Annotated in this window: 12 protein-coding genes; 6 read left to right on the top strand and 6 right to left on the bottom strand. The window is 67.8% G+C overall.

From position 1 onward, the window contains the following. Positions 1-2: 2 nt before the first annotated feature. Positions 3-2,819, bottom strand: coding sequence for a DNA polymerase I (gene polA / locus ACSFBC_RS11075; RefSeq protein WP_435510372.1), 2,817 nt, complete (start codon positions 2,817-2,819; stop codon positions 3-5). A gap of 107 nt (positions 2,820-2,926) precedes the next feature. Here polA and ACSFBC_RS11070 point away from each other — a divergent pair, with 107 nt between their 5' ends. Genes ACSFBC_RS11070 through ACSFBC_RS11060 form a run of 3 tightly spaced genes read left to right on the top strand, consistent with a single transcriptional unit; the run spans position 2,927 to position 5,154 of the window. After that, positions 2,927-3,292 (top strand): hypothetical protein, encoded by a 366-nt coding sequence (locus ACSFBC_RS11070; protein ID WP_435510371.1) that lies wholly within the window; start codon positions 2,927-2,929, stop codon positions 3,290-3,292. 5 nt (positions 3,293-3,297) lie between these two features. Continuing rightward, positions 3,298-4,347, top strand: a complete 1,050-nt coding sequence (locus ACSFBC_RS11065; RefSeq protein WP_435510370.1) for a homoserine kinase — start codon at positions 3,298-3,300, stop codon at positions 4,345-4,347. Positions 4,348-4,362: 15 nt separating this feature from the next. Continuing rightward, the gene (locus ACSFBC_RS11060) at positions 4,363-5,154 is read left to right on the top strand and encodes a BPSS1780 family membrane protein (RefSeq protein ID WP_435510369.1); all 792 of its coding nucleotides are present in this window, start codon (positions 4,363-4,365) and stop codon (positions 5,152-5,154) included. A gap of 156 nt (positions 5,155-5,310) precedes the next feature. Here ACSFBC_RS11060 and ACSFBC_RS11055 read toward each other — a convergent pair whose 3' ends face one another. Beyond that, complete coding sequence (locus ACSFBC_RS11055) at positions 5,311-7,716, bottom strand: UvrD-helicase domain-containing protein (protein WP_435510368.1); 2,406 nt, start codon at positions 7,714-7,716, stop codon at positions 5,311-5,313. 141 nt (positions 7,717-7,857) lie between these two features. Between ACSFBC_RS11055 and ACSFBC_RS11050 the strand changes: the two genes are divergently transcribed. Both ACSFBC_RS11050 and ACSFBC_RS11045 read left to right on the top strand, forming a co-directional pair. Next, entirely contained in the window at positions 7,858-8,523 is a 666-nt protein-coding gene (locus ACSFBC_RS11050) for an OmpW/AlkL family protein (protein ID WP_435510367.1), read from the top strand. Positions 8,524-8,741: 218 nt separating this feature from the next. Continuing rightward, a complete protein-coding gene (locus ACSFBC_RS11045; RefSeq protein WP_435510366.1) occupies positions 8,742-9,719 on the top strand; it encodes a GMP reductase in 978 nt (325 codons plus the stop codon). An 18-nt stretch (positions 9,720-9,737) separates the two neighbouring features. On the opposite strand, the gene ACSFBC_RS11040 is transcribed toward ACSFBC_RS11045, so the two are convergent. From ACSFBC_RS11040 to msrA, 4 genes are all read right to left on the bottom strand, one after another. Then, the gene (locus ACSFBC_RS11040; protein WP_435510365.1) at positions 9,738-10,685 is read right to left on the bottom strand and encodes an AEC family transporter; all 948 of its coding nucleotides are present in this window, start codon (positions 10,683-10,685) and stop codon (positions 9,738-9,740) included. Between the two features lie 71 nt (positions 10,686-10,756). After that, positions 10,757-12,871: a TonB-dependent receptor domain-containing protein gene (locus ACSFBC_RS11035; RefSeq protein ID WP_435510364.1), complete on the bottom strand. Its 2,115-nt coding sequence runs from the start codon at positions 12,869-12,871 to the stop codon at positions 10,757-10,759. Positions 12,872-12,964: 93 nt separating this feature from the next. Continuing rightward, the gene (locus ACSFBC_RS11030; RefSeq protein ID WP_435510363.1) at positions 12,965-13,354 is read right to left on the bottom strand and encodes a hypothetical protein; all 390 of its coding nucleotides are present in this window, start codon (positions 13,352-13,354) and stop codon (positions 12,965-12,967) included. Between the two features lie 13 nt (positions 13,355-13,367). Further along, a complete protein-coding gene (gene msrA / locus ACSFBC_RS11025) occupies positions 13,368-13,934 on the bottom strand; it encodes a peptide-methionine (S)-S-oxide reductase MsrA (protein WP_435510362.1) in 567 nt (188 codons plus the stop codon). Between the two features lie 94 nt (positions 13,935-14,028). Between msrA and ACSFBC_RS11020 the strand changes: the two genes are divergently transcribed. Further along, the gene (locus ACSFBC_RS11020) at positions 14,029-14,709 is read left to right on the top strand and encodes a TetR/AcrR family transcriptional regulator (RefSeq protein WP_435510361.1); all 681 of its coding nucleotides are present in this window, start codon (positions 14,029-14,031) and stop codon (positions 14,707-14,709) included. Positions 14,710-14,712: the final 3 nt, after the last annotated feature.

Here is a 14,712-nt window from a genome sequence, read left to right as displayed (position 1 = left end):
GCTCAATGCGCCTTGTCCCAGTTCGGGCCGACGCCGATCTCGGCCAGCAGCGGCACCTTGAGATCGGCCACGCCAGCCATGAGCCGCGGGATCTCGGTGCGAACCCATTCGACTTCCGCCTCGGGCACTTCGAACACCAGTTCATCGTGCACCTGCATGATCATCTTCGTGCCGCGCCCCTCGGCCTCGAGCACGTCCTGCACCTTGACCATGCTGAGCTTGATCAGGTCGGCCGCCGTGCCCTGCATCGGGGCGTTGATGGCCGCGCGTTCGGCGCCGGCGCGGCGTGGGCCGTTGGGCGAGTTGATCTCGGGCAGGTACAGACGCCGGCCGAACACGGTCTCGACATAACCCTGCTCCTTGGCCAGCGCCTTGGTTTCGTCCATGTAGGCCTTCACGCCCGGGTAGCGCGCGAAGTAGCGCTCGATGTACGAGGCCGCCGCCTTGGTCTCGATGCCCAGGTTCTTGGCCAGGCCGAAGCTGCTCATGCCGTAGATCAGGCCGAAGTTGATCACCTTGGCATAGCGGCGCTGCTCGCTCGACACCTGGTCGGGGGTGGAACCGAACACTTCGGCGGCGGTCGCGCGGTGCACGTCGATGCCCTCGGTGAAGGCGCGCAGCAGCGATGCGTCGCCGCTGATGTGGGCCATGATGCGCAGCTCGATCTGCGAGTAATCGGCGCTGGCGATCACGCTGCCCGCGGGCGCCACGAAGGCCTCGCGCACGCGGCGGCCTTCGGGCGTGCGGATCGGGATGTTCTGCAGGTTGGGGTCGTTGCTCGACAGCCGGCCCGTGACGGCCACCGCCTGCGCGTAGTGCGTGTGGACGCGGCCGGTGCGCGGGTTGGCCAGCTGGCCCAGCTTGTCGGTGTAGGTGCCCTTGAGCTTCGACAGACCGCGGTGCTCGAGGATCTTGGCCGGCAGCGGATAGTCCTCGGCCAGCTTCTCCAGCACCTCTTCGTCGGTGCTGGGCGCGCCGCTCGGCGTCTTCTTGATCACCGGCAGCCCCAGCTTGGTGAAGAAGATCTCGCCGATCTGCTTGGGCGAACCGAGGTTGAAGGGCTGGCCCGCGATCTCGTAGGCCTGCTGCTCGAGTTCCATGATCCGCGTGCCGAGCTCATGGCTCTGCGCCGACAGCGTGGGCGCATCGATCAGCACGCCGTTGCGCTCGATGCGGTAGAGCGTCTCGCTCGAATCCATCTCGAGCTGGTAGACGAAGCGCAGCTTTTCGTCGGCCTGCAGCTGGGGCCACAGCACGCGGTGCACGTCGAGCGTCTGGTCGCTGTCCTCGCAGGAGTACTCGGCCGCCTTGGCGATGTCGACCTGGCTGAACGAGATCTGGTGCACGCCCTTGCCGCACAGGTCCTCGTAGGAAATGCCGCTGCGGCCCAGGTGGCGATCGGCCAGGCTGGACAGGCCGTGCGGCTTGTGCACCTCGAGCACGTAGCTCTGCAGCATGGTGTCGTGCGCATAGCCCTGCACCTCGATGCCGTGGTTGGCGAACACATGGCGGTCGTACTTGATGTGCTGGCCCAGCTTCTTCTTCGCGCCGTTCTCGAGCCAGGGCTTGAGCTTCGCCAGGACCTCGTCGATGGGCAACTGCGCGGGCGCGTCCGGGTAGTTGTGCGTGAGCGGGACGTAGGCCGCCTCGCCGGGCTCGACGCTGAAGCTCAGGCCCACGATCTGCGCGACCATCTCGTCGAGCGAGGTGGTCTCGGTGTCGATGGCCGCGAGCTCGGCGGCTTCGAGCTTCAGGAGCCAGGCATCGAACTGTTCCCAGGTCGTGATCGTGTCGTACTTGAGGTTGCTCGCGGGCGCCGCGGCCTCGAGCGCATCGAGGTCCGAAGGCTCGTCGAACAGGCCCCCCTGGTCGGTGCGGGCCTTGACGTTCTTCTTCTTGGCGTTCTCTTCCTCGATCAGCTCGGGCGGTACCACCTGCGCCTCGAGCGCCTTGACCAGGCCCTTGAAACCGTAGGTTTCGTAGAGGGGCTTGAGCAATTCCGCCTGCGGTGCGCCGACCGGCAAGCCGTCGAGCGACGGCAGGCCGCTCACGTGCGCGGCCAGGTCGCAGTCGGTGCGGATGGTCACCAGCCGCTTGCTCAGCGGCAGCTTGTCGAGCGCCTGGCGCAGGTTCTCGCCGGCCGCGCCCTTCACCTCGGCGGCACGTTCGATCAGCGCGTCGAGCGAGCCATACTCGAGCAGCCACTTGGCCGCGGTCTTGGGCCCGACCTTGGGCACGCCGGGCACGTTGTCGACGGTGTCGCCCACCAGCGTCTGGTAGTCGATCATCAGGTCGGGCGGCACGCCGAACTCGGCGGTCACGCCGGCCACGTCGCGCCGCTTGCCGTTCATGGTGTCGATGATGGTGATGTGTTCGTCCACCAGCTGGCTCAGGTCCTTGTCGCCGCTGGAGACGATCACCTCGACGCCCTGCGCGGCGGCGATCTTGGCCAGCGTGCCGATCACGTCGTCGGCCTCGACATCGGGGACGGTCAGCACCGGCCAGCCCAGCAGCCGGACGATCTCGTGGATCGGGTCGATCTGGCTGCGCAGGTCGTCGGGCATGGGCGAGCGGTTGGCCTTGTACTCGGGGTACCAGTCGTCGCGGAAGGTCTTGCCGGGCGCGTCGAAGATGCAGGCCGCGTAGTCGGCACGCACCTCGCGGCGCAGCGCGCTCATCATGTTGATCATTCCGCGAATGGCCCCGGTGGCCGGGCTCTTGGGGTCGCCGGGCACGGCCCGCAGGTCGGGCATGGCGTGGAAGGCGCGATAGAGGTAGCTCGAACCATCCACGAGCAGCAGCGTTTTCTTGTCGGTCATCGGGCCATTTTGCCCGCCCCGGGCGCCCGTGCGCCGCGCCGCCGCAGCACACCGAAAAGCGCCCCGCACCGACAGACGGGATACGGCAGCGCACCTACAATCGGGCAATGGCCCCCACCACCTCCTCCCTCCTCCGCCACGCGTTGCTGGCTTTCGTCTGCGCCCTGCCCGTTGCGGCCGTCCAGGCCCAGCCCGCGCCGCAGCCGGCACCGACTGCCGCACAGCAGCAGCAAGAGGAAAAGGCCGAGGGGCGACGGAACCAGAAAATCGAGAACATCCACGTCGAGGACGGCGGCGCCAGCGTCGACGAAGTCCGCTACGGCGGCCAGACCCAGAGCATCACGGTGCAACCCAAGGCCAACGTGCCCTCGTACGAGGTGCTGCCCAACGACGGCGGCCGCTCGCGCCAGGGCCAGGCCGAGACCAGCAGCGGCGGCAACGGCCCCCGCGTCTGGAACCTGATGAAGTTCTGAGCGGCGTGGCGGTCTACACCGACGTCGGGTTCGACGAAGCGGACGCGCTCGTGCAGCGCCTGGGCCTGGGGGCCCTGCAGTCGCTCAAGGGCATCCAGGGCGGCATCGAGAACACCAACTACTTCGCCACCACCGAACAGGGCGAGTACGTGCTGACCCTGTTCGAGCGCCTTGGCCCCGAACAGCTGCCCTATTACCTGTGCCTGATGAAGCACCTGGCCGCCCGGGGCATTCCCGTGCCCGAGCCCATGGCCGACCCGGCCGTCACACCGGCCAGGGCAGGCCTGCTCGCGTCCGCCGCCGACGCGCCCTGCGAGCTGCTGCACAAGGTGGCGGGCAAGCCCGCGGCCGTGGTCCAGCGCCTGAGCGGCCACAGCCAGCTCGCGCCCGACGCCGCGCACTGCGCCGAACTCGGCCACTGGCTGGCGCGCATGCACCTGGCGGGCCGCGACTTCGACCGCGTGCAACCCAATCTGCGCGGCCTGGGCTGGTGGAACGACACCGCGCCGGTGGTGCTGCCCTACCTCGACCCACCGCAGGCCGCCCTGCTGCGGGCCGAGTTGGCCTACCAGAACCACGTGGCCGCCTCTTCGGCCTACGCCGCGCTGCCGTGCGGACCGGTGCATGCCGACCTGTTCCGCGACAACGCGATGTTCGACGCCGGCACCGAGGGTGCCGCGCCCAGGCTCAGCGGCGTGTTCGATTTCTACTTCGCCGGCACCGACACCTGGCTGTTCGACCTGGCGGTGTGCCTCAACGACTGGGCGATCGACCTGCCGACCGGCACGCCCGATCCGCTGCGCGCCGAGGCGCTGCTCTCGGCCTACCTCGCGGTGCGTCCGCTGACCGGTGCCGAGCGCACGCTGCTGCCCGCAATGCTGCGCGCGGCCGCGCTGCGCTTCTGGATCTCGCGCCTCTGGGATTTCCACCTGCCGCGCGAAGCCAGCATGCTCCAGGCGCACGATCCCACGCATTTCGAGCGGGTGCTGCGCGAGCGCGCCCGCGAACCGCTGGCGCTGCACGCGTCCGCGCAGCCGGCCGCGATGGCGGTCTGAAGACGAACGGATTCGATGAAACTCAACATAGTCCCCGCCCGCACGGGTGCGACCTGGGTCCGCAGCGGGCTGCAGACCTTCACCAAGCGACCGCTGGCTTTCGCCTCGCTGTTCTTCTTCTTCATGGCGATGGTGTCGATCGCTTCGATGGTGCCGCTGGTCGGCACCGCCATCGCGCTGATGCTGCTGCCGACCATGACGCTGGGCCTGATGGCCGCCAGCGCCGAAGCCGCCAAGACCGAGAAGGGGGAGAAACCGCCCGCGGCGGCCGTGCTGCTGGCCGCGCTGAGCGCCGCCCGCAGCGGCATCCGCCCGATGCTGGTGCTGGGTGCGCTCTACGCGGTGCTGTTCCTGCTGGTGATGGGCGTGTCGGCGCTGGCCGATGGCGGCCAGTTCGCCCGGGTCTACCTGATGGGCGAGACCGTCAGCCGCGAGATGGCCGAATCGGGTTCGTTCCAGGCCGCGCTCTGGATCGCCATGGCGCTGTACCTGCCGCTGTCGCTGGCCTTCTGGCACGCGCCGGCGCTGGTGCACTGGCACGGCGTGCCGCCTGCCAAGAGCCTGTTCTTCAGCTTCATCGCCTGCTTCAAGAACTTCGGCGCGCTGTTCGTCTTCGGCATGACCTGGGTCGGTGTCTTCATCCTCTCCGGCATCGTGCTGAGCCTGGTCGCCACGCTGTTCGCCGCACTCGTCGGCGAAGGTGCGGCAGCCGCCGGCGGTGCGCTGATGGTGGGCGGGGCGCTGGTGATGGCGTCGATGTTCTTCACGAGCACGTGGTTTACGTTCCGCGACAGTTTTCTAGACTGACCCCCCGAAGGGCTGGCCCACTTCGTGTGGCTGGCGCCCCTCCCCCCTTGCAGGGGGGCGACACCGGCAGGCCGGCGGAGCCGGTCCTGCGGTGTCCCTGGAACAGAGTGCGCTGCAAGCGCTCAACCATCGCCGATGGTGGGCGCTGCTGGCGGATCAGACCGGCGTGAGCTTCGCCACCGACAGCGCCAGCCACTTCACGCCGTGCCGCGGGAAGTTGATCTGGGCGCGGGCGTCGTCGCCGCTGCCTTCCAGTGCCAGCACCGTGCCTTCGCCGAACTTGTTGTGGAACACCTGCATGCCCGAGCGCAGGCCGTGCGAGGGTGGCGCCTTCTGTGGCGGGACGGGCGGGCTGGCGAAGGCGTCGGTGTTGAAGCCGCCACCGCCTGCGCCGATGCGCGTGCTGCCGTAGCCGCCGCCATAGCCGAAGGCCGAGGGCTTGAAGCCCTGGTTCTTGGGCGTGAGCCACTTGAGCGAGGCTTCGGGCAGTTCGTCGTAGAAGCGGCTCTTGAGGTTGTAGCGGGTCTGGCCGTGCAGCATGCGGGTCTGCGAATGGCTCAGGTACAGGCGCTGGCGCGCGCGGGTGATGGCCACGTACATCAGGCGGCGCTCCTCCTCGAGGCCGTCGTGGTCGCTCATCGAGTTCTCGTGCGGGAACAGGCCCTCTTCCATGCCGGTGATGAACACGCAGTCGAACTCCAGGCCCTTGGCCGCATGCACGGTCATGAGCTGCACCGCGTCCTGGCCGGCCTGCGCCTGGTTGTCGCCCGATTCGAGCGCCGCATGCGTGAGGAAGGCCGCGAGCGGGCTAAGGGTCTCGCCGGTCTCGGCGTCGGGGGCCAGCGGTTCGTCGACGACCGGCAGGTTCGGGTCCAGTCCCTGGCTCGCGGGCGACTGGCGCAGCTCGTCGACCGGCAGCGCCACGGCATCGCGGCCGAAGCCTTCCTGCGTGACGAAGCTCTCGGCCGCGTTCACCAGTTCCTCCAGGTTCTCCACCCGGTCGGCGCCCTCGCGGTCGGCCTTGTAGTGTTCGATCAGGCCGCTGTGGTCGAGCACCAGCTCGATGATCTCGCGCAGCGAGATGCCCACGGTCTGTTCGCGCAGCACGTCGATCTTGGCGACGAAGGCCGACAGGTTGGCACCGGCCTTGCCGCCGACCGCGCTCACCGCGTCGTGCAGCGAGTGGCCGGCCGCGCGCGCCGCATCCTGCAGCAGCTCGATGCTGCGCGCGCCGATGCCGCGCGGCGGGAAGTTGACGATGCGCAGGAAGCTGGTGTCGTCGTCCTTGTTCTCCAGCAGCCGCAGGTAGCCCAGCGCATGCTTGATTTCGGCGCGCTCGAAGAAGCGCAGGCCGCCGTACACGCGGTAAGGCACCGAGGCATTGAACAGCGCGGTTTCGATCACCCGGCTCTGCGCATTGCTGCGGTAGAGCACGGCCATCTCCTTGCGCGCGATGCCGTCGCGCACCAGCTGGCGCATCTCCTCGACCATCCACTGCGCCTCGGCGAAGTCGCTGGTCGACTCGTAGACGCGCACCGGTTCGCCCGGGCCCTGTTCGGTGCGCAGGTTCTTGCCCAGGCGCTTGGTGTTGTGGCCGATCAGCGCATTGGCCGAGTCGAGAATGTTGCTGTAGCTGCGGTAGTTCTGCTCCAGCTTGATCTGGCGCGAGACGTCGAACTCGCGCACGAAGTCGGCCATGTTGCCCACGCGCGCACCGCGGAAGGCGTAGATGCTCTGGTCGTCGTCGCCCACCGCGATCACGCTGTTGCTGCCGGGCACGAAGCGGCCGCCGACCGTGGCGCCCGAGAGCATCTTGATCCAGGCGTACTGGAGCCGGTTGGTGTCCTGGAATTCGTCGATCAGGATGTGGCGGAAGCGCCGCTGGTAGTGCTCGCGGATGGGGTCGTTGTCGCGCAGCAGTTCGTAGCTGCGCAGCATCAGCTCGCTGAAATCGACCACGCCTTCGCGCTGGCACTGTTCTTCGTAGAGCTGGTAGATCTCGACCTTCTTGCGGTCTTCCTCGCTGCGCACCTCGACGTCGCCCGGGCGCTTGCCCTCTTCCTTGGCGCCGGAGATGAACCACTGGGTCTGCTTGGCCGGGAAGCGCTCGTCGTCGACGTTGAACTGCTTCATCAGCCGCTTGATGGCCGAGAGCTGGTCTTGCGTATCGAGGATCTGGAAGGTCGACGGCAGGTTGGCCAGCTTCCAGTGCGCGCGCAGGAAGCGGTTGCACAGGCCGTGGAAGGTGCCGATCCACATGCCGCGCGCGTTGATGGGCAGCATCGCGGTCAGCCGCGTGACCATCTCCTTGGCCGCCTTGTTGGTGAAGGTCACGGCCAGGATGCCGCCGGGCGAGACCTGGCCCGTCTGGAGCAGCCAGGCGATGCGGGTGGTCAACACCCGGGTCTTGCCCGAGCCGGCGCCGGCCAGGATCAGCGCGTTGCCCTCGGGCAGCGTGACCGCGGCGAGTTGTTCGGCATTGAGGTTGTGGAGCAGGGGCGAGGCGGCCGCTGGGGAAGGGGGGGCGCCGTCGAAAGCGTCGTGCGAGCCGAAAAGAGACATCCCGGCATTGTAGGAACGCCGGGCGCGGACGGGGCCGAAGAAGGATGCTTGCCCTGGATCAAGGACACGCAACCGCCGCTTTCGGACACTGGATGCCAGTTGCCGCGCGCCCCTTGCGCGGCCCGAACGGAGTCCCCGACCATGAAGAAGAACCTGCTCACGCGCGCCTGGATCGGCGCCCTCCTCGGTGCCTTGGGCGCCACCTGCGCCCTGCCCGCCGCCGCGCAGGAAGCGCAAGGCAACTGGCTGGTGCGCGCGCGCGCCGTGCGCCTCGACACCGCCAACCACTCCGACGCGATCGGCGCGCTGGCGGTGCCGGCCGATGCGATCCACGTGAACGACAAGACGATCCCCGAGCTCGACATCACTTACTTCTTCACGCCGAACATCGCCGCCGAGCTGGTGCTGACGGTGCCGCAGAAGCAGCGCGTCACGATCACGCAGAGCGCGCTCGGCGGGCCGGTCGACATCGGCACCTTCAAGCACCTGCCGCCCTCGCTGATGCTGCAGTACCACTTCATTCCCAACGGCACCATCCGTCCCTACGCGGGCATCGGCCTGAACTACACGCGCATCGGCTCGGTGAACCTCGCCGTGCCCACGGTCGGCCGGCTGGACCTGGAACACAACAGCTTCGGCCTGGCCATCGGCGCCGGCGTGGACATCGCGATCGCGAAGAACGTGTTCCTGAACTTCGACCTGAAGAAGGTGCAGATCCGCACCGACGTGAGCCTGAACGGCAGCCGGCTGTCGACGGTGAAGGTCGATCCGCTGCTGATCGGCGTGGGTGTCGGCTACCGCTTCTGAGCGGGTCGCGCCACGGAATCGCACGAAAAATAAGGTCTATATGAAAAGCCGACTGAGGGCGGCCTGACCGCTCCCCTAGAATCAATCACCGGGCCCAAGATTCTTGTCGCCCGGTTTTTTTTCGCCCGCTTTCGCGGCGACGAAACCGGCCAAGACCAAGCGCCCACGCCGACAGGACATGCCTGCCGGCGAACCTTCCACAGGAGCTTGGTCTCATCATGCAAATTTTCGACTACGACAACATCCTTCTGCTGCCACGCAAATGCCGCGTGGAAAGCCGCTCGGAATGCGACGCCGGCGTGACGCTGGGCGGACGCAAGTTCCGTCTGCCGGTGGTGCCGGCCAACATGAAGACGGTGGTGGACGAGACCATCAGCCTCTGGCTCGCGCAGAACGGCTACTTCTACGTGATGCACCGCTTCGACCTGGACAACGTGCAGTTCGTGAAGGACATGCAGGCCAAGGGCGTGTTCGCCTCGATCTCTCTGGGCGTGAAGAAGGCCGACTACGACACCGTCGACCAGCTGGCCGCGGCCGGCCTCGTGCCCGAGTACATCACCATCGACATCGCGCACGGCCATGCCGACACGGTGAAGAACATGATCGGCTACCTCAAGGCCAAGCTGCCGCAGTCCTTCGTGATCGCCGGCAACGTGGGCACGCCCGAAGCCATCATCGACCTGGAAAACTGGGGCGCCGACGCGACCAAGGTCGGCATCGGTCCGGGCAAGGTCTGCATCACCAAGCTCAAGACCGGCTTCGGCACGGGCGGCTGGCAGCTCAGCGCGCTCAAGTGGTGCGCTCGCGTGGCGACCAAGCCCATCATTGCCGACGGCGGCATCCGCGACCACGGCGACATCGCCAAGAGCATCCGTTTCGGCGCCTCGATGGTGATGATCGGCTCGCTGTTCGCGGGCCACGAGGAATCGCCGGGCAAGACGGTCGAGGTCGACGGTGTGCTGTTCAAGGAGTATTACGGCTCGGCCAGCGACTTCAACAAGGGCGAGTACAAGCACGTCGAAGGCAAGCGCATCCTCGAGCCGATCAAGGGCAAGCTGGCCGACACGCTGATCGAGATGGAGCAGGACGTGCAGAGCTCCATCAGCTACGCCGGCGGCAAGGCGCTGATGGACATCCGCAAGGTCAACTACGTCACGCTGGGCGGCGACAACGCCGGCGAACACCTGCTGATGTAAGCACCCCGGGGCCCGGTTCTAGAACCGGGCCATGAGCGCCATCGCGGCGCTCAAGGTGAGCAGCGCCAGCACGGTGGACACCACCACGCTGGCCGTCACCAGCTCCTCCGCCACCTTGTAGCGCTGCGAGAACAGGAAGGCGTTGGCGCCAATGGGCATGGCCGCGGCCACCACCATCACGGTCAGCGGCAGGCCGCGCACGCCCAGCAGCCAGCCCGTGCCCAGCACCAGCAGCGGGTGCACCACGTTCTTGACCAGCGCCAGGGTGAACGCGTCGCGCAGGTGCGTGCCGACCGGCGTGAGCGCCAGCGTGACGCCCACCAGCACCAGCGCCACCGGGCTGAAGGCCTGGCCCAGCAGCATCAAAGGCTTGTCGATGACGGTCGGAATACCCCAGCCGGTCTGCGCATACAGCAGGCCCGCGATGATCGGCAGCGGCACCGGATGGAAGATCGAATTGCGCAAGGCGCGACCGACGGTGCGCAGCAGATGGTGCCGCTGGCGGCCGTTCGAGGCCGCATGCTCGCGCGCCACCATCAGCTCGATCAGCACCGTGGCGCTGGTGATCAGCACCAGCGAATGCAGCGAGACCAGCGTGAGCAGCACCACCAGGCCCTCGGGTCCGTAGGCCAGGTCGACCAGCGCGACGCCGATGATCACGGTGTTGCTGAAGGTGCTCGCGATGGCCAGCACGGCCGCCGTGCGGTTGAGTCCGCGCCACATCAGCGTGCCGACGAAGATGATGCCCGCACCGATGAAATACGCGGCCACGGGCTTGAGGCTCAGCTGCTCGAAGTGCACCGCGCTCATCGAGCGGAACAGCAGCGCCGGCGCGAGCAGCAGGAAGATCAGGTTGGAGAGGTCCTTGACCGCATGGGCCCCGACCCAGCGTCGGTGGCCGGCGAGATAACCCGCGGCGATGAGAAGAACGACGGGCAGCAGGGCGGACGCGACAGGTGAATTCACCGCTTCGAGAATAGCGCAAGCGCTGCCACGCAGCCGCTCGCCCGTCTTCCGCCCTGCGCCCCTTCAGTCGCTCAGAAGCTCAACCGCGCGCCGACCGTCAGGCTGCGCCCGCGCAGCGGTGCCGCGTCCTTGATGAACGAGGTGTGGCTGTAGGCCAGTTCATTCGTCAGGTTGTCGGCGCGCACGTAGAAGAGCGTGTCGAAGCGGTCGATGCGCGTCTTGTAGCTGACGCTGGCATTGAGCATCGTGTAGCCCGGCGTCGTGCTTTCGTAGTCGGCCACGCGTTTCTGGCTGCCCATGCGATAGACCTCGACCAAGCCGCCCCAGCCTTGCCACGACGCATCGAGCCGCACGCCGAGCCGGCGCGCCGGGATGCGCGGCAGGTTGCGGCTGCCCTCGCCATCCGCGTCGAGCTTGGCGCGCACGTAGTCGCCGAACAGCGTGACGCCGAAGACCGGGTTGAGCTTCTGGCGGACTTGCGCCTCCAGCCCGGTGAAGGTCGCGTCGCGCTGCGCGTATTCGATGAGCTGCAGCTCCTGGAAGGTGTCCAGCGTGTTGGCGTAGATGTAGTTCTTCACCTGGTTGTGGAAGCCGGTCACCGAGAAGGTGGTGTCGCCCGCCGTCTTGGCGAAGGTCAGGTCGAGGTTGGTCGCGCTTTCCTTGCGCAGTTCGGCATTGCCCACCTCGTAGGTGCTGGTCGCCAGGTGCAGGCCGTCGGCGTACAGCTCCTCGGCCGAAGGCAGGCGCTGGGTGCGCGAAAGGCTGGCGCCGAGCGAGTAGCCCGGCGTGAAGCGCCACACGGCGCCGGTCGACAGCGAGGTGCCGGCATGGTGCGTGTCGGGCTGCAACGAATCGACGTCGATGCGCTGGCGCTCGTAGCGCGCGGCGGCCTCGACGCGCACGTCGCCGAAGTGACGCTCCTCCAGCAGGAAGACGGCGTTCCTGTCGGTCCGGGTCGGCGCGACGTAGGCCTCCTCGCCCAGTGCGCTGAACTTGCGTTGCGTGGTCTGCACGCCGACCAGGCCGCGCCAGCCCGCGATCGGGTAGTGCTCGAGCTCGAGCCGGCCGTCGTACCCCTTGTTCTTGAAAGTGGTCGCGATCTCTCCGTCTTCGATCTCGTGGTGGCGGTAGTCGGTGAAGGCGGCGCGCAGCCGTGCGCGCGAAAAGCCGGGCAGTGGGTCGCGGTACTCGCCGCGCACGTCCCAGCGCTGGCTCTTGAGGTCGACATAGGGCACGGCGCCGGCCTCGTGGGCATGATCGTGCCCTTCTTCTTCGTGCGCACCCTCTTCCTCGCCCTCGTGGCCATGGTCGTGATCGCCGCTCGGGCAGTGCAGGTGGCTGCCGTGCGGGTGGCAGCCTTCGAACGCGTGCTGGTGGCCGGGCAGGCCGTAGAGGCTGTTGCGACGGCTGTACGCGAGGCCGAGGTAGCCGCGCTCACCGATCCACGACAGGCCCAGCCCGAAGGTGTCCGATTCGCTGTAGCTGCCGTCGACGCGGCCGCCGCCACTCCAGCCGCTGCCGACGCCATAGTCCCGGGCATTGCGGCGCGCGCCCTCGAGGTGCAGCGCGAGGTTGCTGCCGACGGCGGTCGTGAGGTCGAAGGCGCCAGCGCCCTCGCGGCCGTTGGTTCGGCCCTGCAGCTCGACGCTGCCTTCGAGCCCGCGGGTCGGCATGCGTGTCGGCACCCGGTTGTCGAGCACGTTGACCACGCCACCCACCGCGCCACCGCCGTAGGCCAGCGCCGAGGGGCCGCGCAGCACCTCGATCTGCTGCGTCAGCAGCGGCTCCGAGACCACGGCGTGGTCGGGGCTGATGGTCGAGGCGTCCTGGACCTCGGCGCCGTCGGACAGCACCTTGACGCGCGGGCCGTCCATGCCGCGAATGATCGGGCGGCTCGCGCCGGCGCCGAAGTGCGTGCTGCGCACGCCGTTTTCCGACTCGAGCGTTTCGCCCAGCGTGGCGCCGCGGCGCAGTACCAGCGCATCGCCTTCGAGAATGGACACCGGCGTGGTCATGTCGGCGCCGCCGAGCGACAGGCCGCTGGCGGAGACGGTCACGGTGCCGAGCGTGGGAACGGGAGAGACCGGCAGGGTGGCGGGCGCGGCAGGCGACTGGGCCCAGGCGGCGTGGTGCGCGAGCGTGAGAACGGCAGCGCCAACGGCGCTGATACGGAAATTGCGTGTCATGTGAAAACTCGTTGAAACCAGGGAAAAGCCGGCCGCTCCCGCACGGCGAATGCTTTCGCCACGGAAGGGGCCGCCGTCAGGACGGGGGAAGGTTCAACGATTCACAGGAGGGCCACGCGCGTCGAAAAACGTGACCCAGCGGACGAGGGCTTCGCCCAGGAAATAGTGGAAGCGCGCCATCGGCAAGGCGATGGGCAATACCACGAGGGGAACCGACAGTGCGGCAGCGCCGCCGGCCAGTTGGTCGTACAGCCGGCAGTCGGCGTCGACGTGTTCGCCGAACAGCGCGAGCAGCCCGCCCTGCTCGACCTTGTGCACATGGCCCATGCCGTGGGCCTGCGCCACAGCCACGGACGCCGGGGCATTGCTCGCGCCGGGGTGCAGCACCCGGTGCATCAGCCCCAGCGTGGACGCGAGCCAGAGCGCCACCGCCAGGGCGATGAGGAGGCTTGCGTTGCCGCGGGAATGGCGCAGGGCGTGCATGCGGAGGAGCGCGTCAGTCCTTGACGCGCGCCGCGAAGGTCTTCTGGAACTTCTCGACCTTGGGCCCGACCACGAAGGCGCAGTAGCCCTGGTTCGGGTGGTTCAGGAAGTAGTCCTGGTGGTAGGCCTCGGCGGTCGAGTAGTTGGCGAGCGGCGCCACCTCGGTCACCACCGGCGAACCGTAGGTCTTGCTGGCTTCGATCTCGCGGATGACTGCTTCGGCCACCTGCTTTTGTGCATCGCTCGTGTAGTAGATGCCGCTGCGGTACTGCGTGCCGACATCGTTGCCCTGGCGGTTGAGCGTGGTCGGGTCGTGCACCACGAAGAAGATCTCCAGCACTTCGCGCAGCGCGATCTCGCGCGGGTCGAAGACCAGCTTGACCACCTCGTTGTGTCCGGTGCGGCCGGTGCAGACCTGCTCGTAGCTGGGGTTGACCGTCTGGCCGTTGCTGTAGCCGGACTCGACGTAGACCACGCCGCGCACGCGATCGAACACCGCTTCGGTGCACCAGAAGCAGCCGCCGCCGAGCACGATGGCCTCGGTGGCGGGGGACGTGGACGGGGGAGCGGTGGCGGACATGGCGGCGGCTTCGAAAAAGCGGAGCCCGCTATTGTCGCGGCTTGACGTGCCGGATGGGCCTCACTACATTACTAACCCGTCAGTCATTAACTTCATGCCCCGCTTCCTCAGCAACAAGCTCCTCTGCCCGGTCCGCGCCAAGCGCGAGCGCCGCAAGGAGGCGCGCCCGGGCGAACTGATCCAGGCCGCGCTCGAGTTGTTCGTCGAGAAGGGCTTCGCCGCGACGCGATCGGAAGAAGTGGCGGCGCGCGCCGGCGTGTCCAAGGGCACCCTCTTCCTCTATTTCCAGAGCAAGGAAGACCTGCTGAAGGCGGTGATCACCGAAAGCCTCGCGGGCCGCTTCACCGAATGGAACGAGGAATTCGAGGCCTTCGAGGGCAGCACCGCCGACATGCTGCGCTACTGCACCCAAGTCTGGTGGGAGCGCGTCGGCGCCACGCCCGTGTCGGGCCTGACCAAGCTGATGCTCAGCGAGGGCAACAATTTCCCCGAGCTCGCGGCCTTCTACCAGCGCGAGGTGGTGGCTCCGGGCCATGCGCTGATGCGGCGCATCCTGCGGCGCGGCATCGACCGCGGCGAGTTCCTGCCGGTGGACGTCGAGCACGCCATCTACACGGTGGTCGCACCGATGATTTTCCTGTTCCTCGTGAAGCACAACAGCACCTGGGTCGAGAGCGACATCGAGCTCGACCCGCTGAAGTACATCGCGACCCAGACCGAGATCGCCATTCGCGGCCTCTCCCGCCACCCGGCCTCGATTTCCCCGGCCGCCTAAAAT

This window comes from Variovorax frigidus (assembly GCF_051216515.1).
GTDB lineage: Bacteria > Pseudomonadota > Gammaproteobacteria > Burkholderiales > Burkholderiaceae_C > Variovorax.
This window is presented reverse-complemented; position numbering and strand designations above follow the sequence as displayed.

Coding starts and splice junctions, on each gene's coding strand:
- ACSFBC_RS11035 (WP_435510364.1), bottom strand. CDS start 12,871: ATGACACGCAATTTCCGTATCAGCGCCGTTGGCGCTGCCGTTCTCACG.
- ACSFBC_RS11055 (WP_435510368.1), bottom strand. CDS start 7,716: ATGTCTCTTTTCGGCTCGCACGACGCTTTCGACGGCGCCCCCCCTTCC.
- ACSFBC_RS11070 (WP_435510371.1), top strand. CDS start 2,927: ATGGCCCCCACCACCTCCTCCCTCCTCCGCCACGCGTTGCTGGCTTTC.
- ACSFBC_RS11060 (WP_435510369.1), top strand. CDS start 4,363: ATGAAACTCAACATAGTCCCCGCCCGCACGGGTGCGACCTGGGTCCGC.
- msrA (WP_435510362.1), bottom strand. CDS start 13,934: ATGTCCGCCACCGCTCCCCCGTCCACGTCCCCCGCCACCGAGGCCATC.
- ACSFBC_RS11050 (WP_435510367.1), top strand. CDS start 7,858: ATGAAGAAGAACCTGCTCACGCGCGCCTGGATCGGCGCCCTCCTCGGT.
- polA (WP_435510372.1), bottom strand. CDS start 2,819: ATGACCGACAAGAAAACGCTGCTGCTCGTGGATGGTTCGAGCTACCTC.
- ACSFBC_RS11030 (WP_435510363.1), bottom strand. CDS start 13,354: ATGCACGCCCTGCGCCATTCCCGCGGCAACGCAAGCCTCCTCATCGCC.
- ACSFBC_RS11045 (WP_435510366.1), top strand. CDS start 8,742: ATGCAAATTTTCGACTACGACAACATCCTTCTGCTGCCACGCAAATGC.
- ACSFBC_RS11020 (WP_435510361.1), top strand. CDS start 14,029: ATGCCCCGCTTCCTCAGCAACAAGCTCCTCTGCCCGGTCCGCGCCAAG.